This is a genomic window from Pseudomonas sp. TH15, from assembly GCF_016651105.1.
In the GTDB taxonomy this organism is placed as follows: domain Bacteria; phylum Pseudomonadota; class Gammaproteobacteria; order Pseudomonadales; family Pseudomonadaceae; genus Aquipseudomonas.
Genome location: NZ_JAEKEL010000001.1, coordinates 4,851,002 through 4,876,305 on the forward strand (window position 1 = coordinate 4,851,002; position 25,304 = coordinate 4,876,305).

At 60.8% G+C, this 25,304-nt stretch carries 22 protein-coding genes and 1 pseudogene; 8 read left to right on the forward strand and 15 right to left on the reverse strand.

The features are described 5' to 3' along the window. Positions 1–36: 36 nt before the first annotated feature. Positions 37–249 carry a YXWGXW repeat-containing protein gene (locus tag JFT87_RS21915; protein ID WP_201204504.1) on the forward strand — a complete coding sequence of 71 codons (213 nt, stop codon included), beginning with the start codon at positions 37–39 and terminating at the stop codon, positions 247–249. 52 nt (positions 250–301) lie between these two features. Here the strand turns inward: JFT87_RS21915 and JFT87_RS21920 are convergent, their stop codons facing one another. From JFT87_RS21920 to JFT87_RS21940, 5 genes are all read right to left on the reverse strand, one after another. Continuing rightward, a complete protein-coding gene (locus JFT87_RS21920) occupies positions 302–1,123 on the reverse strand; it encodes an energy transducer TonB (protein ID WP_201204506.1) in 822 nt (273 codons plus the stop codon). Then, the gene (gene tolR / locus JFT87_RS21925; RefSeq protein ID WP_201204508.1) at positions 1,120–1,566 is read right to left on the reverse strand and encodes a protein TolR; all 447 of its coding nucleotides are present in this window, start codon (positions 1,564–1,566) and stop codon (positions 1,120–1,122) included. Before tolR ends, JFT87_RS21920 begins: the two co-directional genes overlap by 4 nt. 14 nt (positions 1,567–1,580) lie before the next feature. Then, a complete protein-coding gene (gene tolQ, locus JFT87_RS21930) occupies positions 1,581–2,291 on the reverse strand; it encodes a protein TolQ (protein ID WP_201204510.1) in 711 nt (236 codons plus the stop codon). A gap of 90 nt (positions 2,292–2,381) precedes the next feature. After that, a complete protein-coding gene (locus JFT87_RS21935; RefSeq protein ID WP_201204512.1) occupies positions 2,382–4,286 on the reverse strand; it encodes a phytase in 1,905 nt (634 codons plus the stop codon). Positions 4,287–4,346: 60 nt separating this feature from the next. Beyond that, positions 4,347–6,890 carry a TonB-dependent receptor gene (locus JFT87_RS21940; RefSeq protein ID WP_201204514.1) on the reverse strand — a complete coding sequence of 848 codons (2,544 nt, stop codon included), beginning with the start codon at positions 6,888–6,890 and terminating at the stop codon, positions 4,347–4,349. A gap of 405 nt (positions 6,891–7,295) precedes the next feature. Here JFT87_RS21940 and JFT87_RS21945 point away from each other — a divergent pair, with 405 nt between their 5' ends. Beyond that, on the forward strand, positions 7,296–8,210 hold the full coding sequence (locus JFT87_RS21945) for a GGDEF domain-containing protein (protein ID WP_201146840.1): 915 nt from the start codon (positions 7,296–7,298) through the stop codon (positions 8,208–8,210). Positions 8,211–8,218: 8 nt separating this feature from the next. Further along, positions 8,219–9,256 (forward strand): AraC family transcriptional regulator, encoded by a 1,038-nt coding sequence (locus JFT87_RS21950; protein ID WP_201204516.1) that lies wholly within the window; start codon positions 8,219–8,221, stop codon positions 9,254–9,256. A 15-nt stretch (positions 9,257–9,271) separates the two neighbouring features. Here JFT87_RS21950 and JFT87_RS21955 read toward each other — a convergent pair whose 3' ends face one another. Next, positions 9,272–9,829 carry a YceI family protein gene (locus JFT87_RS21955; protein ID WP_201204518.1) on the reverse strand — a complete coding sequence of 186 codons (558 nt, stop codon included), beginning with the start codon at positions 9,827–9,829 and terminating at the stop codon, positions 9,272–9,274. Positions 9,830–10,008: 179 nt separating this feature from the next. After that, complete coding sequence (locus JFT87_RS21960; protein WP_201204519.1) at positions 10,009–11,367, reverse strand: MATE family efflux transporter; 1,359 nt, start codon at positions 11,365–11,367, stop codon at positions 10,009–10,011. 282 nt (positions 11,368–11,649) lie between these two features. Between JFT87_RS21960 and JFT87_RS21965 the strand changes: the two genes are divergently transcribed. Further along, on the forward strand, positions 11,650–12,234 hold the full coding sequence (locus JFT87_RS21965; RefSeq protein ID WP_201204520.1) for a chorismate mutase: 585 nt from the start codon (positions 11,650–11,652) through the stop codon (positions 12,232–12,234). Between the two features lie 128 nt (positions 12,235–12,362). Here JFT87_RS21965 and JFT87_RS21970 read toward each other — a convergent pair whose 3' ends face one another. Beyond that, positions 12,363–12,698, reverse strand: a complete 336-nt coding sequence (locus tag JFT87_RS21970) for a hypothetical protein (RefSeq protein ID WP_201204521.1) — start codon at positions 12,696–12,698, stop codon at positions 12,363–12,365. Positions 12,699–12,870: 172 nt separating this feature from the next. On the opposite strand from JFT87_RS21970, the gene JFT87_RS21975 reads away from it, so the two are divergent. Next, positions 12,871–14,514 carry a sensor domain-containing diguanylate cyclase gene (locus JFT87_RS21975; RefSeq protein ID WP_201204522.1) on the forward strand — a complete coding sequence of 548 codons (1,644 nt, stop codon included), beginning with the start codon at positions 12,871–12,873 and terminating at the stop codon, positions 14,512–14,514. On the opposite strand, the gene JFT87_RS21980 is transcribed toward JFT87_RS21975, so the two are convergent. From JFT87_RS21980 to JFT87_RS21990, 3 genes are all read right to left on the reverse strand, one after another. After that, positions 14,515–14,808 carry a hypothetical protein gene (locus JFT87_RS21980; protein ID WP_201204523.1) on the reverse strand — a complete coding sequence of 98 codons (294 nt, stop codon included), beginning with the start codon at positions 14,806–14,808 and terminating at the stop codon, positions 14,515–14,517. Between the two features lie 174 nt (positions 14,809–14,982). Next, a complete protein-coding gene (locus tag JFT87_RS21985; protein ID WP_201204524.1) occupies positions 14,983–16,071 on the reverse strand; it encodes a polyamine ABC transporter substrate-binding protein in 1,089 nt (362 codons plus the stop codon). A 48-nt stretch (positions 16,072–16,119) separates the two neighbouring features. Beyond that, entirely contained in the window at positions 16,120–17,421 is a 1,302-nt protein-coding gene (locus JFT87_RS21990) for an NAD(P)/FAD-dependent oxidoreductase (protein ID WP_201204525.1), read from the reverse strand. Positions 17,422–17,578: 157 nt separating this feature from the next. Here JFT87_RS21990 and JFT87_RS21995 point away from each other — a divergent pair, with 157 nt between their 5' ends. Beyond that, entirely contained in the window at positions 17,579–18,484 is a 906-nt protein-coding gene (locus tag JFT87_RS21995) for a LysR substrate-binding domain-containing protein (RefSeq protein WP_201204528.1), read from the forward strand. Positions 18,485–18,511: 27 nt separating this feature from the next. On the opposite strand, the gene JFT87_RS22000 is transcribed toward JFT87_RS21995, so the two are convergent. Both JFT87_RS22000 and JFT87_RS22005 read right to left on the reverse strand, forming a co-directional pair. Continuing rightward, positions 18,512–18,895: a c-type cytochrome gene (locus JFT87_RS22000; RefSeq protein WP_201204530.1), complete on the reverse strand. Its 384-nt coding sequence runs from the start codon at positions 18,893–18,895 to the stop codon at positions 18,512–18,514. Positions 18,896–19,055: 160 nt separating this feature from the next. After that, a complete protein-coding gene (locus JFT87_RS22005) occupies positions 19,056–20,387 on the reverse strand; it encodes an aminotransferase-like domain-containing protein (protein ID WP_201204531.1) in 1,332 nt (443 codons plus the stop codon). A gap of 90 nt (positions 20,388–20,477) precedes the next feature. On the opposite strand from JFT87_RS22005, the gene JFT87_RS22010 reads away from it, so the two are divergent. After that, positions 20,478–21,371 (forward strand): DMT family transporter, encoded by an 894-nt coding sequence (locus JFT87_RS22010; RefSeq protein ID WP_201204533.1) that lies wholly within the window; start codon positions 20,478–20,480, stop codon positions 21,369–21,371. A 3-nt stretch (positions 21,372–21,374) separates the two neighbouring features. Here JFT87_RS22010 and JFT87_RS22015 read toward each other — a convergent pair whose 3' ends face one another. Beyond that, complete coding sequence (locus JFT87_RS22015) at positions 21,375–21,569, reverse strand: hypothetical protein (protein ID WP_201204535.1); 195 nt, start codon at positions 21,567–21,569, stop codon at positions 21,375–21,377. A 42-nt stretch (positions 21,570–21,611) separates the two neighbouring features. Here JFT87_RS22015 and JFT87_RS22020 point away from each other — a divergent pair. Continuing rightward, positions 21,612–23,800 (forward strand): annotated as a pseudogene (locus JFT87_RS22020) (response regulator). A gap of 7 nt (positions 23,801–23,807) precedes the next feature. Here the strand turns inward: JFT87_RS22020 and JFT87_RS22025 are convergent. Further along, positions 23,808–25,253, reverse strand: coding sequence for a SulP family inorganic anion transporter (locus tag JFT87_RS22025; protein ID WP_201204536.1), 1,446 nt, complete (start codon positions 25,251–25,253; stop codon positions 23,808–23,810). Positions 25,254–25,304: the final 51 nt, after the last annotated feature.

The following is a 25,304-nucleotide window of genomic DNA, read 5'->3' on the forward strand; positions in this document are numbered from 1 at the left end:
CCCGGCCTGCCATCGTCATCTATCGAGAACATCACCATGTCGAAAACCGTTAAAACGTTGCTCGCCGCTACGCTAGTGGCCATCACCCTGTCCGGCTGCGTCGTCGCCCCCGCCCGCCCGCACCGGCCACCGCCGCCCGTGGAAGTCGTGCCGGTGATGCCGGCGCCGGGTTATCACTGGGTCGCCGGTCACTACCGCTGGGGCGGCAATGAATGGCGCTGGGTGCCGGGCCACTGGCGCGCCTATTGAGAATGGCGGGCGGATGTCATCTAGCTAACACCAGGACAACGCCCGCCCCCACTCACTTGATCCGGTAATGAAAGGTGTTGCGCACGGCCGGTACCGACACCGCGACACCTTCAATCACTCGCGGCTGATAACGAAAGGTTTGCGCCGCGGCCAATGACGGACGGATGAACAACGGATGACAGCCGTCCAGCACTGTCGGGTTTTCCACCCGGCCTTGCGGGTTGACCGTGTACTCCACGGAGCAATCGCCCTCGATGTTCTTATCCAGCGCCCGCTCCGGATATTCCGGTGCCTCTTTGCTCAACGGCAGGTATTGGCGGCTGTCGGCCAGTGCTTGCTGACGCGCGCGCTCGGCGCTTTGTGCCTGTGCTTGCGCCTGACTGGCTTGTTGTTGTTGCGCAGCCTGCTGTTGTGCCACACGTTGCTGCGCAGCGTCCTCTGCATGCTTGCGCTGCTCGGTTTGCTGACGCTGTTGCTCAGCCAGTTGCTCGCGTTTGCGTTCCTCGACCCGCTTGCGGGCCAGAGCTGCCTGCTCGACTTTTTGCGCCTGCGGTTTCGGCTCGGCCTGCGGTTTTACCGGCTCGACCGGTGCTGCAATCACCGGCTCGGCGATCGCTACCGGAGCCGGAGCCGGAGCCAAAGCCGGTTCAGACTGTGGAGGCTGAGCCGCCGGGGCGACCATCACCAGTTGCGTGGTCAACACCCGTGGCGGCTTGAGCGGCGGAGCCGACGGCGCCCAAGCATTGATCAACAACAGCAGCACCCCGGCGTGCAACGCCACTGCCAGTGTCGCCGCAAAACTGTGCTGCCAGAAGTCGTTGCGCGGCAGCGGCGCTGAAAGCGTTGCTGGACTGTGCATGATCATCGCCGTCATTGCGGGGCCTCGGTCACCAACCCCAGATTGCTCACCCCGCCCTGCTGCAACGCCGACATCGCGGCGACCACGCTGCCATAACCGGCGTCCTTGTCGGCGCGGATATACACCTGCGTATCCGGGTGCTGCGCAACAATCTGCTCGACCTTGGCACGCATCTCGTCAAGTGCCACGGCACTGTCGGTCTGGTGTTGGGTATCGAGTTCGCCGCCCAGATTCCAGAAGTAACCGCCCTCAGCCTTCACCGACAGCGTCAGAATCTGTTGGCGCGTGTCAGTGGCCAGGGCTTCGCTGGCGATCTTCGGCAGTTCGACTTTCACCCCCTGCGTGAGCATTGGCGCGGTCACCATGAAAATCACCAACAGCACCAACATCACGTCGATGTAAGGCACCACGTTCATTTCAGCCTTGGGTCCGTGCTTGCGTTGCGGCCTGACTAGCATGGTCGTTCTCCTTCTCAGGCCGCAGCGGCTAGGTTCATCGGCGTGCCGTGCAACTGGCGGTGCAGACGCACTTGCAGTTCGTTGCCGAAGGCGTAATAACGCGTCAACAAGGTCTGGCTACGCGCGGCAAAACGGTTGTAGGCGATGACCGCCGGGATCGCCGCGAACAGGCCGATGGCGGTGGCAATCAGCGCTTCGGCGATACCTGGGGCGACGGTCGACAGCGTCGCCTGCTGCACCTGAGACAAACCGAGGAACGAATTCATGATCCCCCACACGGTGCCAAACAAACCGATGTAAGGACTGACCGAACCGACCGTGGCGAGAAACTGCAAACCCTTTTCCAGTTGCAGTTCCTGTTCGCTGATAGCGACATGCAACGCTCGCTCGACACCTTCCTGCACCGCATCGGCGTTGCTGCCCGCGTGCTGATTGAGATGACGAAATTCGGCGAAACCGGCGTTGAAGATCGGCTCGACACCAGCCTCGGCGTCTTGTACTTGCGCGGTTTCGCGGTACAGCGGCAGTAACTCGGGCGCCTGGCGAAAACGCTGGATGAAACCGTGCAACTGCCGGTCGCGGCGTTGCAGCACGCGACTGCGCTGGAGGATCAGGTACCAACTGACGATCGATGCCAGCAACAGTGTCAGCATCACCGCTTTGACCAACAGACTGGCGTCGCTGATCAGCCCCCAGATAGTCATGTGTTCGAGCGTGGCCTGCATGGTGAAACTCCTTGTGGGCAATGGCCGGTACTGCCGAAGCAAGCACCGCGCCGCTATTCGATGAAAAAGTCATGACCGATTGATGACGACTCAGGGCAATTTCAGTGCTTGGGTCACCTCGGCCCATGGTACGAACTTGAAGTTCTGGCTTTGCTCGGGCATGCGTTTGCGGCCGTCCTGCACCACCAACAGGCCTTGGCTCCAAGGCCCGCCGAGGTTGACCGAGGTCACTTCCAGGCCGTCGGTTTCCGAGGCACCGTCAATACCGGCAGCGGCGTTGAGCCCGACCCGAAAAGCGCCGTGAACGGCAAACGGCGGTTCGGCGTCCAGCACCAGATAACTGTCATTACCCTGGCTGGACACCACCAGATAGTCGCGCGCCGGGCTCTGATACAGCGCCAGCCCTTCGACATCCGCGTGCAGCGGCCCACCGACCTTGATCACATGGGTGAGGGTCGCTGGCTGATCGGCGCGGGCATCCACCGCCCAGACGCCAACGTCCTCCTCGCCAATAAACAGCCGCTGCCGCTGGTCGTCGGCGACGCAGCCTTCCGGCTGGCTGTCGACCTTGAAGCGGCGGACCAACTCGCCGGTCACCTTGCCGCTCGCAGCGCCGAGGCGGTATTGCAGAAAGGTGCCGTCCTTGTCGTTGGCAATCGCGTAGATCTCACCGCTGGCCGGTTGAAACAGGCACAGGCCGTAGATGTCTTTCAGCGGTGTCGGCACTTCGCCGATGTCGCGCAACTCGCCGCTGCTACGGTCGATGGCGAACAGGCTGAGGCTGTTGTGATCGCGATGACTGGCCACCGCCAGATCCACCGTCTGTGCGCCAAATTGGAAGTTGGGCCGCACATCGACGTTGTTCAGGCGTCCGACCGGCAATTCCTGCACTTGCTTGCCTTGCAGGTCATACACCAGCAGACCCTGCTTTTTATTGGTACCCAGCACGCGGCTTAGGGAGGGCTGCTGCGGATGCACCCAGATCGCCGGGTCGTCGGCTGCATCGCCTTGGCGCGCGACCGGATCGCTCTGCACGTGGGCGGCGACATTCGGCAGCTTCGGCGGCAACGCCAGCGGCGTCGCTTGCCAGTCGAGACGGCCCTGATAGGCGCGGCCATCGTCATCGTCGCGGATCAGCACTTGCAGGCCTTGCGCGGTTTTGCGCACGGCGAGGTTTTCCGGCTCTTTCAAGCCGGCCAGCGGCAACGTCGCTTGCGCCGTCCAGCCCTCGTCCCGTTGTTGGTAGAGGTGCAACTGCGCCGCTTTCGGGTCGAGCCCGATCAGGCCGCCCGGCACCAATGCGATGGCACCGGCCTCGCCTTTGATCTGGCCGAACGGCTCGCGCAGGGCCACCGGCGAGCGCTGCACATCGGCTTCGGCGTGCGCGGGATAAGTCCACCAGCCGACGTTCTCTTCGTTGACCAGCAATTGCTCGGCGGCATCATCGACCTGGCAAAACTGCGCCGACGGCGGCAATGGCAGACCACGCACCCGTTGCGCTTGAGCATTGAGCGTGGCGCCGTTGCCTACCAGCCATTGTTCGCCCTTGCCCTCCTCGCCGACCAGAAACACGAACAGGTTGTCGGCACTGTCGCGGTACAGGCACACGCCGTTTACCGCGAAATCCCGCGTCGGCAGATACAGCGGCGCACCCCATTGGCGCTGGGCCAGATCCAGCCCGACCACCAGCGCGCGCTGACTGGCATTGTCGACGCTGGCGACCCATGCGTGCCGTTCGTCAGCGCGGTTGTCGAGGCCGCTGAAAGAACCGGGCAGGCGCGCCAGTTCCGTGCCCTGGCCGTCAAGCAACAGCAAACCGTTGGCAGCACTGACGCCAAGACGTCCATCCCCGGGCAAGAAACCCAGCGCTTCGAATTTCAGCTTCGGCGCCCACGGCGTCAATACCAGGCTCGGCGTGGCGGCCAGCGTCTGGCTGGCGCCAAGGGCGATCAGGGCGCCCAGCAGCCAGCGTTTGTGTCGCAAAGAAATACTCATGAACCGGCAGAATCCTTGTCGTGTGTGGATCGACGGCGGCACCCGGCCGCCCTCCGAGGCTTAGAAATGGGTGAAGGTCAGGCCGAGCTTGTAGGTCGGGCCGTATTCTTCGTATTGGCCGTTGTAAGAGCGATGGCCGGTGTAGACGAAGTACGGCTCGTCGGTGAGGTTTTGCGCCTCGAAGCTCAGTTGCAGGCTTTTCGTCAGCGAATAACGCGCGCTGAAGTCGACGAAGGTTTGCGCATCGACGTGCAGGTCGTGGGCCTTGTCGTTGATTGAGGCCAACTCGTAGAGATAGTCGGATTTGTAGTTGGCCGAGACGCGCAGGCTGAGCTTGTCGTTCTCCCAACCGAGCATCAGGTTGCCGACCGTGTCGGACTGGCTCGGTAGATCGATGCTGCGTTTGCGATTGCGCCCGCTGGCGGCATCGAAACCTTCGATGTCGGCGTCGGAGCGGCTGAACGTGGTGTTGGCGCCCAGCAACAAACCGTTCCACGGCGCCGGCAACCAGTCGAATTTCTGCGAGTACGCCAACTCCAGGCCATAGAGTTTGGCGCTGTCGCCGTTGGCAAAGGTGTGGGCTTCGGAGAAATTCGTCCAGGCACCCGTGCCAGCGAGGTCGGTGTTGTAGACGAAGTTTTTGATGTCCTTGTAGAACACGAATGCCGACACCGTGCCCGCCCGGCCCATGTAGTGCTCGATACCGAGGTCGAGGTTGCTCGATTCCAGCGGTTTCAGCTCAGGGTTGCCGAACGTTGCCTCATCGCCGTCGATGACAAAACCCGGCGCCAGTTGGCCGAAGGTCGGGCGCACCACGGACTTGGTCCACGCCGCACGAACCTGAGTGTTTTTGTCCAGTTGGTAGCGTGCATGCAGACCCGGCAGCCAGTGGTGATATTTGCGTTGGGTCTCAGTGGCCTCGAAGTCGCCGTCGGTGGCGCCGGTGCCTTTGGCTTCGAACTCGGTGCCCTCGTAACGCAGGCCGGCGATGAAGCGCCAATCATCAATATCGACGGTGTTCATCAGGTAACCGGCGTTGATGTCCTCGCGCATCGTGAAATCGTTGGCGGCTGACTCGGTCGGGTCATAGAAGTCATCGCGGTTCAGCCCGCCGATCAGGTTCTTGATCGCACTGCCGCTGATCCCTGGTCCGAACTGGCCGAGACGATAATCCACCGAACCCTTGGCGAAGCGGTTGAGGTTGAGTTGCTCGTCGCTGAAGCCGAGGTCATCGAAGTCCTCGTAGACCCAGGCGTCGAGGTTGTTGTCCTTGTTGCGGCGGCTGACCTTGCCGCCGAATTTGACCTGCGACGCGTAGCCACTCAAGTCATAGTCACGGGCCAGATCCAGACGCAGGTTTTTCTCGGTGTCGGTGGTGTTCTGCTTTTCCCAGTCGACCTTGTCGAGGGTGAAATTGTTGGCGTTGTAGAAGCCCTGGCCGATGATCGGGCGCGGCTTGTCGTTGCTGTAAAAACCACTGTCGGCGAAATCGTCATTACCATCGAACGCGGCGTTGGCAATGTGGCCTGGGCTGTCTTCGCTGGAGCGGCTGTAGCCGGCCTGACCGCTGAGTGTCCACAGGCCGAACATGCGCTCGCCACCGAACACGTAGGACTGGATTTCCTGGGTCTCTTCGCGCTGTTTGAGTTTGCGTTTGCCTTCAGCGTCGCCCAGCACGCTGGCGGCTTGCGGGTCGGCGAACTCGAAGCTGGTGGAGTTGCGCGTTTCGCTGTCCTTGTAGCGGCTGTACAGCGTGCGCAGGTAATAGCTGCTGAGGTCGTCGGGCTTGTAATCGAAGTTCAGACCGCCGCCGGTGCGTTCGCGGCTGATGTCGTAGTCACGCTGTTCGAACTCTTCCAGTTGTGCACCGCGGGCGAAATCCCAGGCGCCGCCGGTTTCGACATTGTCCGAACCGAAATCACGTTTCTGCCAGCTCAAGGCAGCGGCAACACCAAAATTGTCGATGCCATCGCCGAGGCTGAAACGGTCGCTGACCGCGCCGGAAAATTTCGGGCTGGTCTGATGGCTGTTCTTGTCGTAGCTGGCTTCAGTGCCGCCGGTGTAGAACAAACCTTTGTGATCGAACGCCGACAGGCTTTTCACATCGACGGTGCCACCCAGCGAGTTGGCGTCCATGTCCGGGGTCAGGGTCTTGATCACCGACAACGATTGCACCAGTTCCGACGGCAATACGTCGAGGGCGACGGCGCGGCGTTCGCTTTCCGGCGACGGCACCAGCGTGCCATTGATGGTCACGCTGTTCAGATCCGGTCCCAGACCGCGCACGCTGACAAAGCGCCCTTCGCCCTGATCACGTTCGACGCTGACGCCCGGCAAACGCTGGGCCGCTTCGGCGACGTTTTCGTCCGGCAACTGCGCCATGCCATCGGCGTGCACCACGCTTTCGATATTGTCGGAACGACGCTGCTGCTTGAGCGCCGAATCGATGCTTGCCGCTTGGCCGACCACCTCAACGTGCTCGACATGGGCGGCGCCATCGGCCGCTTGCAGCCGCTCGCTGGCCATCGCCATGGCCAAAGCGGTCAGGGTGAAACTGAAGAGCCCGACGGTGCCGCTGCGCGGATAACTGCTGCGCTGGTACATGTGTGTCCTCCCCCAAAGAGTCCGGTCAGGCCAGGCAAGTGGCCCGGCAACTGGAGGGGCAAGTTAGGGGTGACGCATGACGCTTCTGTGACAAGGTTGGCGGTCGAGCCCTGTAGACCGGGCATTTGCCGAGAGGCGCAGCGATAAATGAGCTGAAATGACCCCTTGCACCCACTACGGCCCCCTGTAGGAGTGAGCCTGCTCGCGCTAACGGTTTGCCTGTCACCCTTAATATTGGCTGATCCAGGCCTATTGCGAGCAGGCTCGCGCCTGCAAGGGACGGGGTTTTCTTGAGGAAATAGAGCGCTGGGCGATGAGCTGATTCGACCTCCCCCTCCGTCACCTGCCTGTCACAAACATCTGCTGTGCTGGCGCGCATTGCTTCTTCGCCAAAGGATCGCGGCCATGTTCTCAGTGCTCAAACCCCACCGTTGGAAACTCGCCGCATTGTTGCTGGCGGCGAACCTTGGCTTGTTGCTGTGCCTGGCGTGCGGGGATCTGAAATCGGTCAGCGAATGGGTCTGGCTGGACATCATCGGCGAAGGTGGCTCGGCGTTGCTGGCGTTGGTCTGGCTGGGGCTGGTGCTGAAAAGCCGTCCTGCCGGGCGGGTTACCAATTATCTGGCGCTGGGGCTCAGTTGCATTTTCTTTTCCTGGTGGATCGACAGCCTCGACGAGTTTATTCGCCTGCCCGACAGCATCACCTGGGATCACTGGCTGGAATCCGGGCCGATGCCGGTGGGCATGGTGCTGCTGACCATTGGCATCTATCACTGGCATCGTGAGCAACTGGCAATCAGTGCGCAGATGGAGAAACGCGAACGGCTGTTCCGCGAGCATCGGCTGTTCGACAAACTCACCCCGCTGGGCGGCGCCGATTATCTGAAACGGCAACTGGCCGACAGCCTCGCCGAAAGCCTTGCGCAGCAACAGCCGCTGTCGTTGCTGGTGCTCGATCTGGACAACTTCGCCGCCATCAATCAGGCCTACGGGCATGCCGAGGGCGACGCGGTGTTGCAGGCCCTCAGCCATGTGCTGCTGCTCAACCTGCGCCGTCAGGATCTGCTCTGTCGACTGGCCGGCGACCGCTTTGTGGTGCTGCTGCCCAACACCGGCGAACGGCAGGCGCAACTGCTGGCGCAAGAACTGCGGATCGCCGTGCAAGCGCTCGCACACAAGACCCGCCAGCATGGCGAACGCTTGCAACTGGCGGCCAGCACGGCGGCCGTCATGGCCCTCGATGAGACGCCCGAAGCGCTGCTCAAACGCCTGAACCTGGCACTGGCGCGCGCCAAGTCGCCGTTGGCCAAAAGCGCCTGAGGCCGACCATGACCGTCAAAACCACTTGGTACGAAAACGACAGCCGTTTCATTCCCGGGCATTACCAACCAGCGACGCTGATCGACCTGGCGCTGTCGCGTGACATTGACAGCCATCGCCTGCTGCGCGGCACCGGGCTGTTTCATGAAGATATTCTGGCGGGCCAGACGCGGCTCAGTCCGCAGCAGTTTCTCGGGCTGATCGGCAACAGCCGCCGCTTGCTCGACGCTGACGACAGCAGTTTCCTCTTCGGCCAACGCTTGCTGCCTGGGCACTATGGCGCCGCGAGTCATGCGTTGCGGCATGCACAAAATCTGCATCAGGCACTCGATACGTTGGTGCAACAACAAGCCTTGCTCAGCCCGCTGATGACCCCGCGTCTGTTGCTCGATGACAGCTTTGCCTACGTTTACTGGCTGGACAGCTGTGGCGCCGGCGAGCAATGGCGGTTTCTGCTGGAAGCCGGGATGACCTCGCTGGTGGCCATGAGTCAGTGGCTCAGCGGCCAGCGCCTGCCGTGGGAATGCAGTTTCAGCCATGCGGAACCGCGTTATGTCGAACAGTACTGGGTGCATCTCGGCGAGCACACGCAGTTCAAGCGACCGCTGGACCTGATGCGCATCCCGCGCGAGTGCCTCGCCCGGCCGTGGCCTGGTGCATCGGCCACGGCGGGTCAGGTCGCGCGTCAGGAAGCCTTGCTACAAATTGAACAACTGGGGTTTACCGCCAGTTTCACCGATTGCCTTTACCGTTACTTGCAGGATCATGTGCGCCAGCCACCGAGCCTGGAACAGGCGGCGCAGGCATTCGCCATGAGCCCGGCGACCCTCAAGCGCAAGCTGCAGAAGCACGACAGCGGGTTTCAGCAACAGGTGGATCTGGTGCGTAAACACGTGGCGCTGTACCTGTATCAGGTCAAGGGCATGAGCAATGAGGCCGTGGCCGAGTATTTGAGTTTCACCGATGCGGCAAACTTCCGGCGCTCGTTCAAACGCTGGACCGGCAGCACACCGAACCTGATCCGCCAGTTGTTCGGCAGTCACTGAGGCACCGGGTTGGCGTCACTGCTGTGGCGCCACCACTTTGAATTTGATGGCGATGTCTTTGGAAACCACGCTGTCCGCCCACTCCCCCGCGCCGAGGCCGAACTCATCGCGTTTGAGCACCAGTTCACCGTCGAAAATGCCGATGTCACTGTCGGGTTTCAGTTCCACTGGCACTTGCACCTCGCGGGTGATGCCTTTGAGGGTCAGTTGGCCAGCGATCAGATAGCGATGCTCGGCGACCTGAGTGAACCGACTCGATTCGAACACCGCCACGGGGAATTTTTCGGTATCGAACCAGGCCGGTTTGACCAGTTCGGTGTTGGCGTCTTCGCTGCCGGCATCGATGCTGTTGAGGTCGATGTGCAAAGTCGTGTGGGCGCTGGCGAGGTTGTCGGTATCGAAGTCCAGCGTCGCCTCGAACTTGCCGAAGGTGCCGTACATCCGCGAGCCCATCTGGTTGTAGGTGAAGCTGATCTGACTGGCGGTGGTGTTGACTCGGCTGTACTCGACAGCGTGCGCGCCAGGAATGACGCACAGCGAACACGCGGTAGCCAGCAGCAATCGGATCGACATGGGATTCTCCGGGCGAGGCTAGCCGTCGAGGGTCTCGATTGACTTAAGCAAACATCCACCGGTTACGCCAGCACCGACATCCATCCCCCTTGTAGGCGCTGCCGCAGGCTGCGATCTTTTGCTTCTGTTTTTCAGAAGCAAGATCAACAGATCGCAGCCTGCGGCAGCTCCTACAGGGATCAGACGAGGCGTTCGATTTTCTGGTGTTGCCAGACCAGTTTGTAGTAAATCGTCTGCAACGCCAGCATCCCCAAATACGCCACCGGAAACGCCATCCACACACCCTGCAACCCAAACCGCGCATCCAGCAGATACGCCACCGGCAACTGCACACCCACCACGCACACAATCGAAATCAGCATCGGCACCAACACCGTGCCGCTGGCGCGCATGATCCCGCCGATAATCGCCTGGAAGCCAAACACCAACAGACTCCACAACATGATGTGCAACAAATGCTCAGCCATCGCCCGAGTGGAGTCCTCCGTCAGGAACAACCCCAACAACCAGTGCGACAACAAATACCCGAGCAACACCAACCCACCGGTCAAACACACGTTAATCAAAATCCCCGTGCGCAAAATCGGCGTAATCCGCTCCAACCGCCCCGCCCCAATCGCCTGCGCCCCAAGAATCGATGCAGTAATCGCAATCGACAACGCCGGAAACTGCACATAATTCACAATCTGCGTCACCGCCCCATACGCCGCCGTCGCCTGCGAACCGTGCTGATTCACCAACGCCAGAATCACCAACTCCGACGCCGACAACACCACCATCTGCAACCCCGTCGGCAACCCGATACGCAACACCTTGCCCAGAATCTCCGAGTCCAACCGCATCGCCGCAAACATCTCCCGATCCGGCGCCAACGGATGCCCCTTACGAATCAACCGCCACGCCAACCAGCCCATCGCCGACAAGTTGCCCGCCAACCCCGCGAACGCAGCGCTCTGGATTCCCATTGGAGGAAAGCCCAACCAGCCCTTTATTAACGCGGGCGTCAGCGCCAGACCGATACACGTCGACACCACCAACGCGATCAATGGCGAAACGGTATCGCTCACCCCGCGCAGGAGCTGGGTGAACAGCACGTAGACCAGCAGCGACGGCATGATCCACATCATCACGTGGGCGTAGGACACCGCGTCGTCCAGTACGTCGGCCGGAGTGCCCAGGCCTTGTAAGGCAGGCCTTGCGAACACACTGCCCACCACCGCTGCGACCAGACCGATCATTGCGCCTAACAGCAAGGTTGTGGCGGCAATGGCTTTCACCATGTGCGGCTCGCGAGCGCCCCAGGCTTGGCCAATGAGCACCCCCGCGCCCGCGCCGAGGCCGATGACCAGGGCGATGAAGAAGAAGACGATTGGGAACATGCCTGAGACGGCCGCCAGGGCTTGGGTGCCGAGCATTTGGCCGATGTAGATGCTGTTGATGGTGCCCGACATTGACTGCAAAAAGTTGGACAGCACCATGGGCGCCAGGAACAGCAGGTAGGTTTGCCAGAGGGGTTTGGTGGGGCTGGGGGTTTGCATTGACTGGAGGTCCATCTCGACGGCGGGAGGGCTGATAGAGGATAGCTTCGATGAGTTGCGAGCGGGGTGCAATTAACATTTTGGGATCAGCTCGGAAGCACCTATTGTAGGAGCCGCCGTAGGCTGCGATCTTTTGATCCGCAACCCTGAACGCCCAACCTCGAATACGCAGGGGGCGTGCATTCAATTTCGGCTCAGGCAATCGCAATGGATGGGTAGGTACAAGTTCGCCGCTGTGGTAAACAACAGCCCTGCCCATTTTCATCGAACGAGGCTCGGTTCATGCCCCACCTTCCAAACCTGCTGACCTGCACCCTCCTCACTCTGGCTGCCACCCTCGCGAACGCTGGCACACCCGCTGCGCCGCCCGAGGCCTTGAAGCCCCTGCTGGAAACCCTGAACGAACGCCTGAACATCGGCGATCTCGTCGCCCTGACCAAATGGGACAGCGGCAAGCCGATTCAGGACAGCCCTCGGGAAGCGCAAGTCATTGCCAATGCCCGCACGTTGGCTGTCGAGCGCAAGCTCGACGCGGAGGATGTGGCGCAATTGATCGCCGCGCAGATGGAGGCTAACAAGTTGGTGCAATACGGTTTGCTTGCGCAGTGGCAAGCGGCCGGTGCAGCGCCGGACACGCCACGGCCGGATCTGGGCAAGCAGATCCGGCCGCGACTGGACGAATTGCAAAGCCGTCTGTTGCAGCAATACGCTGAGTTCGCACCGTACCGGCATGCTCCCGATTGCTCGGTGTGGCTAGCCAAAGCGCGCAGTGGCTTAGCCCTTGATGCGCTGCATGAGTTGGCGTTGACTCGAGCTACCGGGGAGTTGTGTGTTCGGTCGGGGAAGGCGGTTCAGGATCAGGTTTAGAGGATCGCAGCCTTCGGCAGCCCTTACAGAGGGCAATGATTGGCGGCGTGACGGGCGTCAGTGAGCCAAACGCAGTTCCATAAAAAACCCGGCCTTGTCAGCCGGGCTTTTTTGTATTCGACCGTCGCTTACTGAACGTTTTTCAACTTGACCACATCACCGGAAACCTTGGTGGTGTAACCGGTCAGGACCCAGGCCCAGAACCAGTTTTCCTGCACCTGGGTGTTGATCATCGCGTCGCCGCCCTTGGCCTGGATCGCCGCGTCTTGAGCGCGAACAAAACGGCTGTTCTGCTTGATCGGGATGACGCCAAACAGCAGCAGGCCGGTGGCGCTTGCTTCACTGTGGCCCAGAACGGTGTACTGGCTGCTGTCGTAGTGCTGGGTTTTCATCGGGGCGCCGGTGCAACCCGCCAGAACCAGACCGAACAGGGCGACGGCAACCACTTTGCTGAGGTAATTCACGGTGTAACTCCATTAGAAAACGCCCGGGATCCAGCTCTCGGGCGGCGCACACCTTACCGAAACACGTGGCGGGTTGGTATCAATCCCGACAAGTTTCATCTAGCGCTTTGCTGGCAACCCATCGACGATGTCGCCTACCATGGCGCCAAGCCAATAAGGACAGCCATCGCCCATGCTCAAAGCCAGTCTGCGTAGCCATCTCACTCTGTGGTTTACCGGTTTGTCATTGCTGACGCTGCTCAGCGTGGGTTTCTATGTCGGCCATATCGCCACCGAACAGATGAAGCAGGCCAGCGGCAATGCCCTTTTGAACACTGCGCGCTCGGCGGCAACCTTGCTGGGTGAGCAGTTGCGCGAGCGCCAATTGGAGGTGTATCTGCTCAGCCGCGCACCGCATCTGGAGCGCGGCGATCTGGACAACCCGGCAATTCTGAAGTCGATGCAACTGCGCACTGAAGCCCGAGCCGAGTACGCGTGGATGGGCGTGACCGATGCGCAAGGCAACGTGCACCAGGCGGTGAACAGATTGTTGGTCGGTCAATCGGTGCAACAGCGGCCGTGGTTTCAAGCCGGGCTGCGTGGGCAGTACACCGGCGACCCGCATGAGGCCGTGCTGCTGGCCAAATTGCTGCCGGGCACACCAAACGGCGAACCGCTGCGCTTCATCGATTTCGCCGCACCGATCCACAATGCCGAAGGTCAGGTGATTGGCGTGCTCGGCGCCCATGCTCACTGGAACTGGGTGACGCGCATTGTCGAATCGGCGACGTTTTCCCATAAAAATGCTGCGCCGGATGTCGAAGCGCTGATCGTCGATCACGACGGCAAAGTGTTGTACCCCGAGGCCCTGATGGGCCAGCAACTGGCGATGGACGAAGCAAAAGCGCCGGGCTGGTCGGTGGGTAACGGTTACCTGACCAGCATGGTCACCGTGCCGACGCCACCCAGCACGGCGCTGTCGTGGTCGATTGCCGTCCGCCAGCCACTGGAGACGGCGCTGCAACCGGCGCGCTTGTTGCTTTACAAGCTGTTGATGCTGGGCGTGTTCGCGGCAATGGTGTTCGGCTTGGTGGCGTATTACCTGGCGCTGTACCTGAGCCGTCCGATCGAGCAGCTTGCGAATTCGGCCAAGCAAGTCCAGAACAACCAGCCCGGCGCTCACTTCCCGCTGCAACATCCGGTGCGCGAAATTGCTCAGCTCGGCCAATCGATTGATGCGATGACGCAATCGTTGCTCGCCAAAGAGCGCGAACTGCAAGAAGCCAATGCCTCACTGGAGGCCACTGTGGCGCAACGCACCGCCGACCTCATGCAGGCCAACGCAGAGCTGCTGAACCTGGCCACGCACGATGCGCTGACCGGCGTGTTCAATCGCCGTCGTTTCGACGAAAAACTCACCGAATACAGCTTGCTGTCGCGGCGCACGGGGCGCCCGTTTGCACTGTTGTTGATCGACGCCGATCACTTCAAACGCATCAATGACACGCACGGCCACGCGGTGGGTGACGAAGTGCTCAAGCAGTTGGCCCAACTGATTCAGAGCAGCCTGCGCACTACCGACTTCGTGGCGCGTTACGGCGGTGAAGAGTTCGCCGTACTGCTGCCGGAAATCGCCCAACCCGACACCCCGGAAGTGGTCGCGGAGAAGATCCGCGCAGCCATTGCCGATGCCCACTTCCCAGCCGTCGGTCAGGTGACGGTGAGCCTCGGCATCGGTCTGGCAGACCCGGCGGACAACAACCCTACAGCGCTGATCAAACGGGCCGACCAGCAGTTGTATCAGGCGAAAGCAGCAGGCCGTAATCAGGTGGCCTGATCAGGCCTTTTTCACTTCACAGATGCCGTGGGCCTTGTTCTTGCCGGTATACGACAGCGCTGGCGAACCATCGGGATTGATGCTCAGGGAAATGGTCACGCCTGCGCCTTTGGCTTCGAAGTAGTTTTCGTTGAATTTCTTCAGTTTGCCTTCCTTGCCATTGATGTAGATCGGCCCGCCTTCATCGGCATGTACTTCGATCTTTCCCGGGCAGGTGGCGTTGAGCATCGGAATGGCGGCGTGGGCCAGTCCTGTGACAAGTAACAGCGGTGCGGCCAACAGCAAAACTTTCATGATGTACTCCCTGGTTTCGACGGTGTGCCGAGCACTTCGCCGGCCACCCCATTGTAGGAGCTGCCGAAGGCCGCGATCTTTTGATCTTTGGCGTCTTTAAGGGCGCCGGAAATCAAGATCAAAAGATCGCAGCCTCGTTTCTCTCGGCAGCTCCTACATGCTTTTGGGGGATGGTCAGGTGTTGGTTTTAAGCTTGGTCCACAAGCGTGTGGACAGACGCGCAATGGCTGCTGGCAACTCTTCCACGGTGAACAGTTTTTCCATCACGCTTTTCGGTGGGTAGATCGCCGAGTCCTCTTTCACGTCGGTGTTGAGAAACTCGTCAGCCGCTGCGTTGGGGTTGGCGTAGTGAATGCTGTTGCTGATGTTGGCGATGACCTTGGGCTCAAGCAGGTAGTTCATGTAGGTGTAGCCATTCTTCTCGTGCGGCGCAGCCTTGGGCATGACCACCATGTCCATCCACAGGGTCGAGCCTTCGTCCGGGATCGAATAGGCGATGTTGATACCGTTCTTGGCTTCCTTGGCACTGGCGGCGGCTTGCACGACGTCGCCGTTGAAGCCGATCACTGCGCAGATGTTGCCGTTCGCCAGGTCGCTGACGTACTTGGAGGTGTGGAAATACTGAATGTAAGGCCGGATTTTCAGCAACGCCTGCTCGGCTTTGGCGTAATCCGCCGGCTCGTGACTGTGGTGCGGCAGCCCCAGGTAGTTGAGGGTGATCGGCAGGATCTGCGTCGGGTTATCGATAATCGCCACGCCGCACTGGCTTAGCTTCTTGATGTTGTTCTCATCAAAAAACAGGCTCCAGGAATGGGTAACGTCGGTGTTGCCGAAGATCGCTTTGATCTTCTCGACGTTGTAGCCGATACCCGCAGTGCCCCACATGTAGGGATAACCGTACTGGTTGCCCGGGTCGTTGACCTCGAGCTTTTTCATCAGCGCCGGGTCGAGGTTTTTCCAGTTGGACAACTGGCTTTTATCGAGCTTCTGGATCGCCCCGGCCTTGATCAAGCGGGACAGGAAATGGTTCGACGGACTGACCACGTCATAACCGGTATTGCCGGTCATCAACTTCGATTCCAGGACTTCGTTGCTGTCGTGGATGTCGTAAGTCGCCTTGATCCCCGTTTCCTTGGTGAACGTGGGCAACGTGTCGTCGGCGATGTAGCCGCTCCAGTTGGAAATATTGACTTGTTCATCGGCGTACGTGACGGCCGAAAACGTTGTGAGCAGTACCGCCAGGGAAACAGGATGGACGCGCATGTTCGATCACCTTTTGAAGAACTTTTATTGTGTGTGATAGCCGGCTTTCTAGATTTCTGTTCTGGCCCTGACCGCCTCCACGCGCATGCGAAGCATGGCACCGATATCGAGAAAGGGTTTGGGCGGCAGCCAGCCGGGCTGGGCCCTTTGCATGACCGACGTCAACATCGGCGAACGGGTACCCGACGCCAGTTCAGCGAGCAGCCTTCCCCAAAGCGTGCCGCGCGCCACGCCTGAACCATTGCAGCCGGCCACAGCAAATACGCCCTCTTCAACCTGGGCGAAATACGCTTGCCCGGAACGCGAGGCGCTCAGATGACCGGTCCAGGTGTAATCAATGTCTTGCTCGGCCAACCACGGAAATCGGCGCTGCAAACCCAGCACATGGTGTTTTCTGCGCACCTGCAGATCACTGTTGGATAAGTCCCGCGAGCGGTATTCGGCGGTATTGCGGATCATCACGCGCCGATCCGGCGTCAGCCGCACTGTGGCGCCCAGCGGCCGGGTGGACAACACGCCCCAGGGCTCGACATTGCCCATTGCTTGAAATTCTTGCTCAGTCAGCGGCCGTGTGAGGCTGGCGCTGAGTTCCATCGGGAACGTCCCGCTGTTCTCGATGCCCGAACGCGGAATGAAGGCGTTCAGGCAAACCAGCACCTGGTTGGCCTCAATAACGCCCTCGACGGCCCGAGCTCGAACCCGCGCGGTACCCAGCCGCTCTAGGCCGGTGATATCGGTGTTTTCGTAGAGGGTCACATTCGGCGGCAGCGCATCGAGCAAGCCTTTCACGTACTTGGCCGGTTGCAGCAACGCGTTACCGTTGCCGCACCAGATCGCCGCCTGGTAATGGCCGGTGCCGAGCTTTTGCTTGAGTTGTTCACCTTCCAGAAACTGTGCAGAAGCACCGACAGCGTTAAGCGTTTGCAGCTTGGCCTCGACATGGGTCAGCTTGGCCGGATCATTCACGGCGAAGAAATAGCCGGCATCCCGAAAATCGCACTCGATGCCGTGACGGGCAATACGCTGGCGGACTTCCTCGCTGGCGGCGCGTGAAATCGCGGTATCGACTTCATAACCGGCGAACCCTTGATTGCCCAAAAGCTCCTCGGTAGTCGGATGCTCGTGGGCCACGACGAAGCCGGAATTGCGCGCCGACGCGCCCTGCGCCGCGCGCTGCCGGTCGACAATCACGATGCGCGCCTTGGGGTGCATTTCGGCCAGTGAATGAGCGGCGCACAACCCGGTAATCCCGGCTCCGATGATCAGCCAATCGGCTTTTTGCACACCGCTCAGGCGATCACGAACGGGAGAACTCCCCGCCTGCGCAATCCAGCCACATACATTTTCCATGCGTCACCTCATTTGACCGTCGATCGGCGTGCAGCCTCTCTCCTCATATGCGGTAGGCGCATGAGTTGTTTGAGATGGCTGTAGCCAGAGCTAGAATCTATAAGGTCCGCAGTGTTACAACCAACGTTATAAAATCATCGGGGCATTCTGAAAACGCATGGATAAAATCCGCCACGTCCCTTCCCTGCAAGGCCTTCAGGCATTGGTGGAGGTCGCTGACTCCGGCAGCTTCACTCAAGCGGCGCAAAAGCTCTGCCTGACCCAAAGTGCCGTGAGCCGAAAAATCCAGCAGTTGGAGGCTCACTTCGGCGTGCCACTTTTTGTGAGGAGCAGCCGTAGCCTTCAACTGACCACGGAAGGCGAACTGGTGCTGGCAAGTGCGCGCAACATCCTGGGGCAACTGATAACCCTCGAAGATCGACTGTCCCCGCAAAAGCGACCCTTTCGCATACGCATGCACGTGTCGCTGGCGGTTCGCTGGTTGCTGCCGAAACTGAGCGACTTCTACCTGCGCCACCCGGACGTTTCCCTGTCGATCGAAACCGTGGCCACGGAAATCGTCGAACCGGCCAGCGACAGCGACGCCTACATCCTCTACCTGCCCGAGCCGTCGAACGACCCGGCCAGCCTGACCCTGTTCGAGGAAGCGCTGGTGCCGGTGTGTTCACCCACCCTCGCGCACGCACCGCGCTCGATCGACGAGTTGCAGCGTTTTGCCTTGCTGCACCGCTCGGCCGATCGCCAGGCGTGGATAGAATGGCTGGCGGCAAACGATGGAAAACCGCTGGAAGATTACCGGCACATCCCGTTCAACCTTGATGAGCTGGCTCTGGATGCGGCGGCACGAGGATTGGGCGTGGCGGTAACGGACATGACACTGGCGGCGGAGTCGATCGAGCGAGGGGTGTTGGTGGTGCCGTTCGGCGAACCATTGCGCACGGGAGGGATTTATTCACTGAGCCTGCAACCGGCGGCAGCATCGCACCCCGCCTGCGCCGTGGTCATGGCATGGTTTGCCGACCAGACAACAAACCCGAGGCACCTGCACCAAAACACGCCATGAACACTCCCATGTAGGAGCTGCTGCGGATTACTTGAAGGTCTGCAAATACGCCAGCAGGTTGTCGAGTTTTTCTTCGTCACTCAGCCCCCAGAAAATCATCCGCGTGCCCGGTACGACGCCTTTGGGATCTTTGAGATACGCCGTCAGTGTGTCGCGATCCCAGGTCACGCCGGAGTTTTTCATCGCATCGGAATACACGTAGTTGGCCGAGGTCCCGGCGGGTCGGCCGAAGATGCCGTTGAGTTGCGGACCGAACCCCGGGCGAGCTGATTCGCCGACCTGATGGCAGCCGCCACACAAGCGCGGGAAGATTTTCGCGCCAGCCTCCGGGTCGCCTGCTGCGTGGACGCCTGCGCTGAAAAAAGCTGCGGTGAAGATCAGGGCAAAAGACAGTGACGCGGTGTTTTTCATCGGACGATCCAGGACGGTGTAATGCAATTGAGGCAAGGCTAACATTTTGTGGCGAGGGAGCTCGCTCCCGCTGGATTGCGAGGCGATCCCGAATGTTGGGCCAGTTGCGCAGTCCAGCGGGAGCGAGCTGCCTCGCCACAGGGTTTTTACCGAGATGGTTTTACAGATAGGCAGCGATGATCTTCCTGACGGTGATCAATGCCTGGCGCAACAGCGCCATATCCACCGAGCCCAGCGCCAGACGAATCGCGTGGGGCACGTGCGTCGACACCGAAAACGGCTCAGCCGTGGTGACCGAAATCTGTTCGTGCATCAACTCGACGACAATCTGATCGGCGCGCACGTCTTCCGGCAGCGGCAGCCACACAAAGTACGAGGACGGATGACCGATGCAGGTCAGCCCCTGGAGCAACTCGACCGCCAATGCCTGACGCGCCTTGGCATCGTTGCGCTTTTGCTCTTCAAGCTCGATGACCGTGCCGTCATCGAGCCACGCGCACACCATCGCGGTCATCACACCGGGCGTGTTCCAGGTAGTGGCGCGAATGATCCGCTCCAGCGCCGGCACCGTTGGCAGCGGCGCGGCAATGAAGCCCACGCGCAGGCCGGTGGCAATATTCTTGGAAAGTCCCGAGACGTAAACAGTACGCTCCGGCGCCAGTTCGACCAGCGCAGGCGGCGGGTTTTCTACCAGAAACGCGTAGGCCGCGTCTTCGATGATCGTCAGTTCATGCCGCCGGGCAATCGCCACCAATTGCTCGCGCTGCTCGATCGGCATGACCCAGCCCAGCGGATTGTGCAGCGTCGGCATGCTGTACACGGCGCGTACCGAGCGATGCCGACACAGTTTGTCCAACGCCAGCAGATCCGGCCCCTGAGCGCTGACCGGAATCGGCACGATCTCCAGATGCAGCGCCTCCGCCAGCACCTTGAACCCGGAATAGGTCAGCGCGTCCGCCGCAATCACATCACCGGGCCTGAGTATTGCCATCAGCGCCACCGCCAACCCTTGCTGGGCGCCATTGACGATCAGCACTTGCTCGGCATCGACATTCACCCCACGGCTCAGCAGGTGCCGCGCGACCGAGGCGCGTTCGTGCGCGCGGCCTGCATGCGGTTGATAGCGCAGCAACGCTTCGAGGTCGCCGGACAGCGCCAATTGCCTTAGCGCCGTGCGCAGCAACTCGGCCTGACCGGGCAACGACGGATAATTGAAATTGAGGTCGATCATGCCGACCGCGACGTCTTTCTGATCAATGCCCTGCCCCGGCGACAACGAGGTTTCGCGCACAAAGGTGCCGCGCCCGGTTTCGCCGCTGACCAGCCCCATCGCCTCCAATTCGGCGTAAACCCGCGAGGCGGTGACCAGCGCCAGCCCATGCGCTGACGCCAGTTGCCGGTGGGTGGGCAGCCGCATACCCGGTGGCAATCGACCGGCGCGAATGTCCGCCGCGTAGGTGTCGACAAGCGTCTTGTAGCGAGCGCGCGGCATAGGGCGATGTATCCATGACAATTCTTTGATTGTCCTGATTCTCGTCCCTAGGATGGCCGCAACGCAACCCACCTCTGAGCGCGAACTCGTATGGAACGAACCTCAAACCTGGCCCAACCGGCCCTGGAAAAAACCAGCGGCTGGATCAACGGTTTTATCGGCGTATTGATCTTCAGCGGCTCATTGCCAGCCACGCGAGTGGCGGTGCTGGAATTCGATCCGGTGTTTCTGACGGTGGTGCGTGCAGCTATTGCCGGGGTGGTGGCGTTAGCCTTGTTGGGGTTGTTTCGCGAGCGCCGCCCGGCGCGACATCAATGGCTGTCGCTGTTCATTGTGGCGATGGGCGTGGTGCTCGGTTTTCCGTTGTTGACCGCCCTGGCATTGCAGCACGTGACGTCGGCGCATTCGATTGTGTTTGTCGGATTGCTACCGCTGGCGACGGCGATTTTCGGCGTGCTGCGCGGTGGTGAGCGACCAAAGCGGGCCTTCTGGCTGTTCTCGATCCTCGGCAGTTTGCTGGTGGTCGGTTATGCGGTTTCTAAAGGACTGACCGCCTCGCCCAAAGGCGACCTGCTGATGCTGCTGGCGGTGGTGGTTTGCGGGCTCGGGTATGCCGAAGGGGCAAAACTATCCAGAACCCTCGGCGGTTGGCAGGTGATTTGTTGGGCGTTGCTGGTGTCGTTGCCGGTGATGGCGGCGCTGACCTGGTTTTTGCTGCCCGCGTCGTTTTCGACGGTCAGCACACCGGCCTGGCTGAGCCTGGCGTATGTCTCGCTGTTCAGCATGCTGATCGGTTTCGTTTTCTGGTATCGCGGGCTGGCCCAAGGCGGAATTGCCGCCGTGGGCCAGCTTCAGTTGCTGCAACCGTTTTTTGGCTTGGCGCTGGCCGCCACGCTACTGCACGAGCAGGTCAGCCTGGGCATGCTGGGGGTCACCGTTGCGGTGATCCTTTGTGTGGCCGGGGCGAGGAAGTTCGCCAAATAACCTTCAGGCGTCAGCCTTCCACGCGTGAAACCCGAGGCCGATATTGCGGTAAAACAGAGGAGCAACCGTGGCACCGGTAACGTTGGCGGTCTTCGCCACAAATCGTTTTGTCTGCGCCATCGTGTCATGATGCCCAAAGGCCCGAAAATCTGCTTCGCAACGAAGCATCTGGCGTGCTGGAAAAAACAGCAGCGGCAAGGGTCTTTCATTACAAGCTGACGTCAGGAAAGACACTCCCGCATGACAGACTGGTTGCAAAACGAAGGCAAGATGGCCGATCTGATTCGGCGGCACGACTGGGCGAAAACGCCCCTCGGCCCATTGGAAAACTGGCCCGACGTGCTCAAGACAACAGTCTCTCTGAGTCTCGGCTCGCATTTTCCGCAGGCCATCGTCTGGGGCGCGGAACTGGTGACGTTGTTCAACGACGCCTTCGTGCCCATTCTTGGCAACAAACCGCAAGCGCTGGGACGCCCCTTCAGTGAAATCTGGGAGGAAGCCTGGACCGAAATCAGCACGATTGCCGATGCCGCCTTCGCAGGCAAGGCCACTTACATCGAAAACTTTCCGTTGCAAGTCGAACGTGGAAGCGGCCGGGAACAGGCGTACTTCACCTTCTGCTACAGCCCGATCCGCGACCCGCTGGGCAATGTCGTAGGCCTGCTCGACACTGTCACTGAAACAACCCAGACCGTATTTCTCAACCAGCGACTGGCGGTGCTGGAGGCGATTGGCAACACCGTGGCCAACGCCACCGATGCGCAAGCCATTCTGGCGGCCAGCACGCGACTGATGGTCGAGCACTTGCAACTGTCCAACTGCGCCTATGCCGACATGGACGCCGATGAGGATGGTTTTACCATTCGCGGCGATTGGGCGGCGCCGGGCTCGCCGAGCATTGTCGGCCATTACCACTTGCGCGATTTCGGCGACAAAGCCGTGATGCTGTTGCGCGCCGGTGAACCGCTGATCATCCACGACAACCGCACCGAACTGCCACCTGAAGCGTCCGCCACGTTCCAGGCCATTGGTATCAGCGCAACCATCTGTATGCCGCTGATCAAACAGGGGCGACTGACCGCGCTGATGGCTATCCACGACAACGCACCGCGCGCCTGGTCGCCCTTCGAACAGACACTCTTGAGTGAAGTCACCGAGCGTTGCTGGGCGCACATCGAGCGCGTGCGCGCCGATGCCGACGTGCGTGCAGGCCTGACGGCACTGGCGGAGTTGAATGCGACGCTGGAACAACGCGTCGAAGAACGCAGCGTGCGTCTGGCCGCGGCTGAATCCGCGCTGCGGCAATCACAAAAACTCGAAGCCATCGGCCAATTGACCGGCGGTGTCGCGCACGATTTCAACAACCTGCTGACGATCATTCGCTCGTCGGTGGATTTTCTGCGCCAGCCCGACCTCGCACCAGAACGCCGCCAACGCTACATGCGTGCGGTGTCCGACACCGTCGAACGCGCGGCCAAGCTGACCAGCCAATTGCTCGCCTTCGCAAGGCGCCAGCCGCTGAATCCGCAAGTGGTCAATGCCGGTGAACGCCTGGCAAATATTGGTGAAATGCTCGAATCCGTCACCGGCGCGCAGATTCATATCAGCGTCGAACAGCCTGAACAGCCCTGCTACATCCATGTTGACCTGAGCCAGTTCGAAACGGCACTGATCAATATCGCTCTGAATGCCAGAGATGCGATGGAGGGCCAGGGCTCGCTGAAGTTGTGCCTGGAGGGCGGCAAGCCGCTGCCAGCGATTCGTGGGCATGCCGGTTCGCACAGCCTTTTTGTGGCGATCACGCTAACGGACAACGGCTCGGGCATCGACACAAGAACCCTTGAGCACATTTTCGAACCGTTCTTCACCACCAAGGAAGTCGGCAAAGGCACGGGGCTCGGGCTGTCGCAGGTGTTCGGTTTCGCCAAGCAGTCCGGCGGCACCGTCGATGTCGCCAGCGTGATCGGCGAAGGCACGGTGTTCACCCTATACCTGCCACAAGTCACGGCCGCTGCCAGTACCGCCGCACCCCCGTGGACGCAGGCGACCCGGCACCCGCGGAGCGCAACAGGCATCGGATACTGGTGGTTGAAGACAATCTGGAGGTCGGCCGCTTCGCCAATCAGATCCTGCAGGACCTTGGTTTTGAAACCGCCTGGGCCAGCAACGCTGAACAAGCTCTGCAACTGGCCGGCGCCGACGCAATGGCGTTCGACGCGGTGTTTTCCGACGTGGTCATGCCGGGTATCAGTGGCGTCGCACTGGCCAAAGAGTTACGGCGGCGGCGCCCCGACCTGCCGATAATTCTGACCTCCGGTTACAGCGAGGAACTGGCGCGCAGCGGTTATGAAGGTTTCGAGTTTCTTGCCAAACCCTACTCCGCCGATCAGGTCTCGCGCATTCTCGGCAAGACCTGGCGCAAGGACTGAGCGCAGCTCAGTCGTGACGCTCGCCCGCGCGTTTGAGCATCTGCTTGCAGCGCTCCGACAGGTGAAACACCCGCAGATGCTTGCCGGCCTTGGCGTAGCGTTCACGCAAAGTCTTCAGCGCGGCGATGGCTGAGTAGTCGACGAAGCTCAAGTGACGGCAATCGAGGGTCACTTGAGCGGGATCGTTGGCCGGATCGAACTGGTTGAGAAACGGCGCCGTTGAGGCGAAAAACAACGTGCCGTGCAAACGATAGAGTTTGCTGCCGTCGGTTTCCAGATGCGTGTCGGCGTACAGCTCACGGGCCTGCTGCCAGGCGAAGTTGAGCGCGGCAATGATGATCCCGCAGAGCACGGCGGTGGCCAGATCGGTGAACACAGTGATGGTGGTCACGGCGATGATCACCAACACATCGTTGAGCGGCACTTTGTTGATCACCCGCAGCGAGGCCCAGGCGAAAGTTTGCTGCGACACCACGAACATCACGCCGACCAATGCCGCCAGCGGAATGCGCTCGATCAGCGGTGACAGGAACAGCACGAACAGCAGAATCATCACCCCGGCGACCACGCCGGAAAGTCGACCACGACCGCCAGAACTGAGGTTGATCACGGTCTGGCCGATCATCGCGCAGCCGCCCATGCCGCCGAACACACCCGACACCATATTCGCCGCGCCCAGCGCCACGCACTCGCGATCCGGGTAGCCGCGACTCTCGGTGATTTCGTCGGTGAGATTCAGCGTCAGCAGGGTTTCCAGCAGGCCGACCAGCGCCATCAAAATCGCGTAAGGCGCGATGATGCGCAGGGTTTCAAGGTTCCAGGGAATGTCCGGCAGCGCGAAGCCCGGCAAGCCGCCGGCAATGTGCGCCATGTCCCCCAATGTGCGCGTCGGCAAGCCAAGCAAGTAGACCGCCAACCCGACGCCGAGAATCGCCACCAGTGCCGGCGGCACCGCGCGGGTCAGGCGCGGCAGCAGGTAAACGATGGCCATCGTCAGCGTCACCAAACCGCTCATCACGTAAAGCGGTGTGCCGCTGAGCCAGGTGTCGCCACTCTTGAAGTGCTCCAGTTGTGCCAACGCAATAATGATCGCCAGGCCATTCACAAAACCGAGCATCACCGGGTGCGGCACCATGCGCACCAGTTTGCCCAGCCGCAGCAACCCGAACGCCATCATGATCAACCCGCCCAGCAACACCGTGGCCAGCAAATACTGCACGCCGTGCTGCACCACCAGCGCAACGATCACCACCGCCATCGACCCGGCCGCACCGGACACCATTCCCGGCCGACCGCCGAACAAAGCAGTCAATGTGCAAATGATGAATGCGCCGTACAGCCCCATCAGCGGATTGAGGTGGGCGACCAGCGCGAAGGCGATGCATTCGGGCAGCAAGGCGAAGGATGTAGTGAGCCCGGCCAGGGCATCGGCGCGTAGACGTTGAGGTTTCATGGCTTACCTGATTGAGCGGCCAACGAGCATGGCCGCCGGTGTTCGGAAGAA

Coding starts and splice junctions, on each gene's coding strand:
- JFT87_RS21915 (WP_201204504.1), top strand. CDS start 37: ATGTCGAAAACCGTTAAAACGTTGCTCGCCGCTACGCTAGTGGCCATC.
- JFT87_RS21920 (WP_201204506.1), bottom strand. CDS start 1,123: ATGACGGCGATGATCATGCACAGTCCAGCAACGCTTTCAGCGCCGCTG.
- tolR (WP_201204508.1), bottom strand. CDS start 1,566: ATGCTAGTCAGGCCGCAACGCAAGCACGGACCCAAGGCTGAAATGAAC.
- tolQ (WP_201204510.1), bottom strand. CDS start 2,291: ATGCAGGCCACGCTCGAACACATGACTATCTGGGGGCTGATCAGCGAC.
- JFT87_RS21935 (WP_201204512.1), bottom strand. CDS start 4,286: ATGAGTATTTCTTTGCGACACAAACGCTGGCTGCTGGGCGCCCTGATC.
- JFT87_RS21940 (WP_201204514.1), bottom strand. CDS start 6,890: ATGTACCAGCGCAGCAGTTATCCGCGCAGCGGCACCGTCGGGCTCTTC.
- JFT87_RS21945 (WP_201146840.1), top strand. CDS start 7,296: ATGTTCTCAGTGCTCAAACCCCACCGTTGGAAACTCGCCGCATTGTTG.
- JFT87_RS21950 (WP_201204516.1), top strand. CDS start 8,219: ATGACCGTCAAAACCACTTGGTACGAAAACGACAGCCGTTTCATTCCC.
- JFT87_RS21955 (WP_201204518.1), bottom strand. CDS start 9,829: ATGTCGATCCGATTGCTGCTGGCTACCGCGTGTTCGCTGTGCGTCATT.
- JFT87_RS21960 (WP_201204519.1), bottom strand. CDS start 11,367: ATGCAAACCCCCAGCCCCACCAAACCCCTCTGGCAAACCTACCTGCTG.
- JFT87_RS21965 (WP_201204520.1), top strand. CDS start 11,650: ATGCCCCACCTTCCAAACCTGCTGACCTGCACCCTCCTCACTCTGGCT.
- JFT87_RS21975 (WP_201204522.1), top strand. CDS start 12,871: ATGCTCAAAGCCAGTCTGCGTAGCCATCTCACTCTGTGGTTTACCGGT.
- JFT87_RS21980 (WP_201204523.1), bottom strand. CDS start 14,808: ATGAAAGTTTTGCTGTTGGCCGCACCGCTGTTACTTGTCACAGGACTG.
- JFT87_RS21985 (WP_201204524.1), bottom strand. CDS start 16,071: ATGCGCGTCCATCCTGTTTCCCTGGCGGTACTGCTCACAACGTTTTCG.
- JFT87_RS21990 (WP_201204525.1), bottom strand. CDS start 17,421: ATGGAAAATGTATGTGGCTGGATTGCGCAGGCGGGGAGTTCTCCCGTT.
- JFT87_RS21995 (WP_201204528.1), top strand. CDS start 17,579: ATGGATAAAATCCGCCACGTCCCTTCCCTGCAAGGCCTTCAGGCATTG.
- JFT87_RS22000 (WP_201204530.1), bottom strand. CDS start 18,895: ATGAAAAACACCGCGTCACTGTCTTTTGCCCTGATCTTCACCGCAGCT.
- JFT87_RS22005 (WP_201204531.1), bottom strand. CDS start 20,387: ATGCCGCGCGCTCGCTACAAGACGCTTGTCGACACCTACGCGGCGGAC.
- JFT87_RS22010 (WP_201204533.1), top strand. CDS start 20,478: ATGGAACGAACCTCAAACCTGGCCCAACCGGCCCTGGAAAAAACCAGC.
- JFT87_RS22025 (WP_201204536.1), bottom strand. CDS start 25,253: ATGAAACCTCAACGTCTACGCGCCGATGCCCTGGCCGGGCTCACTACA.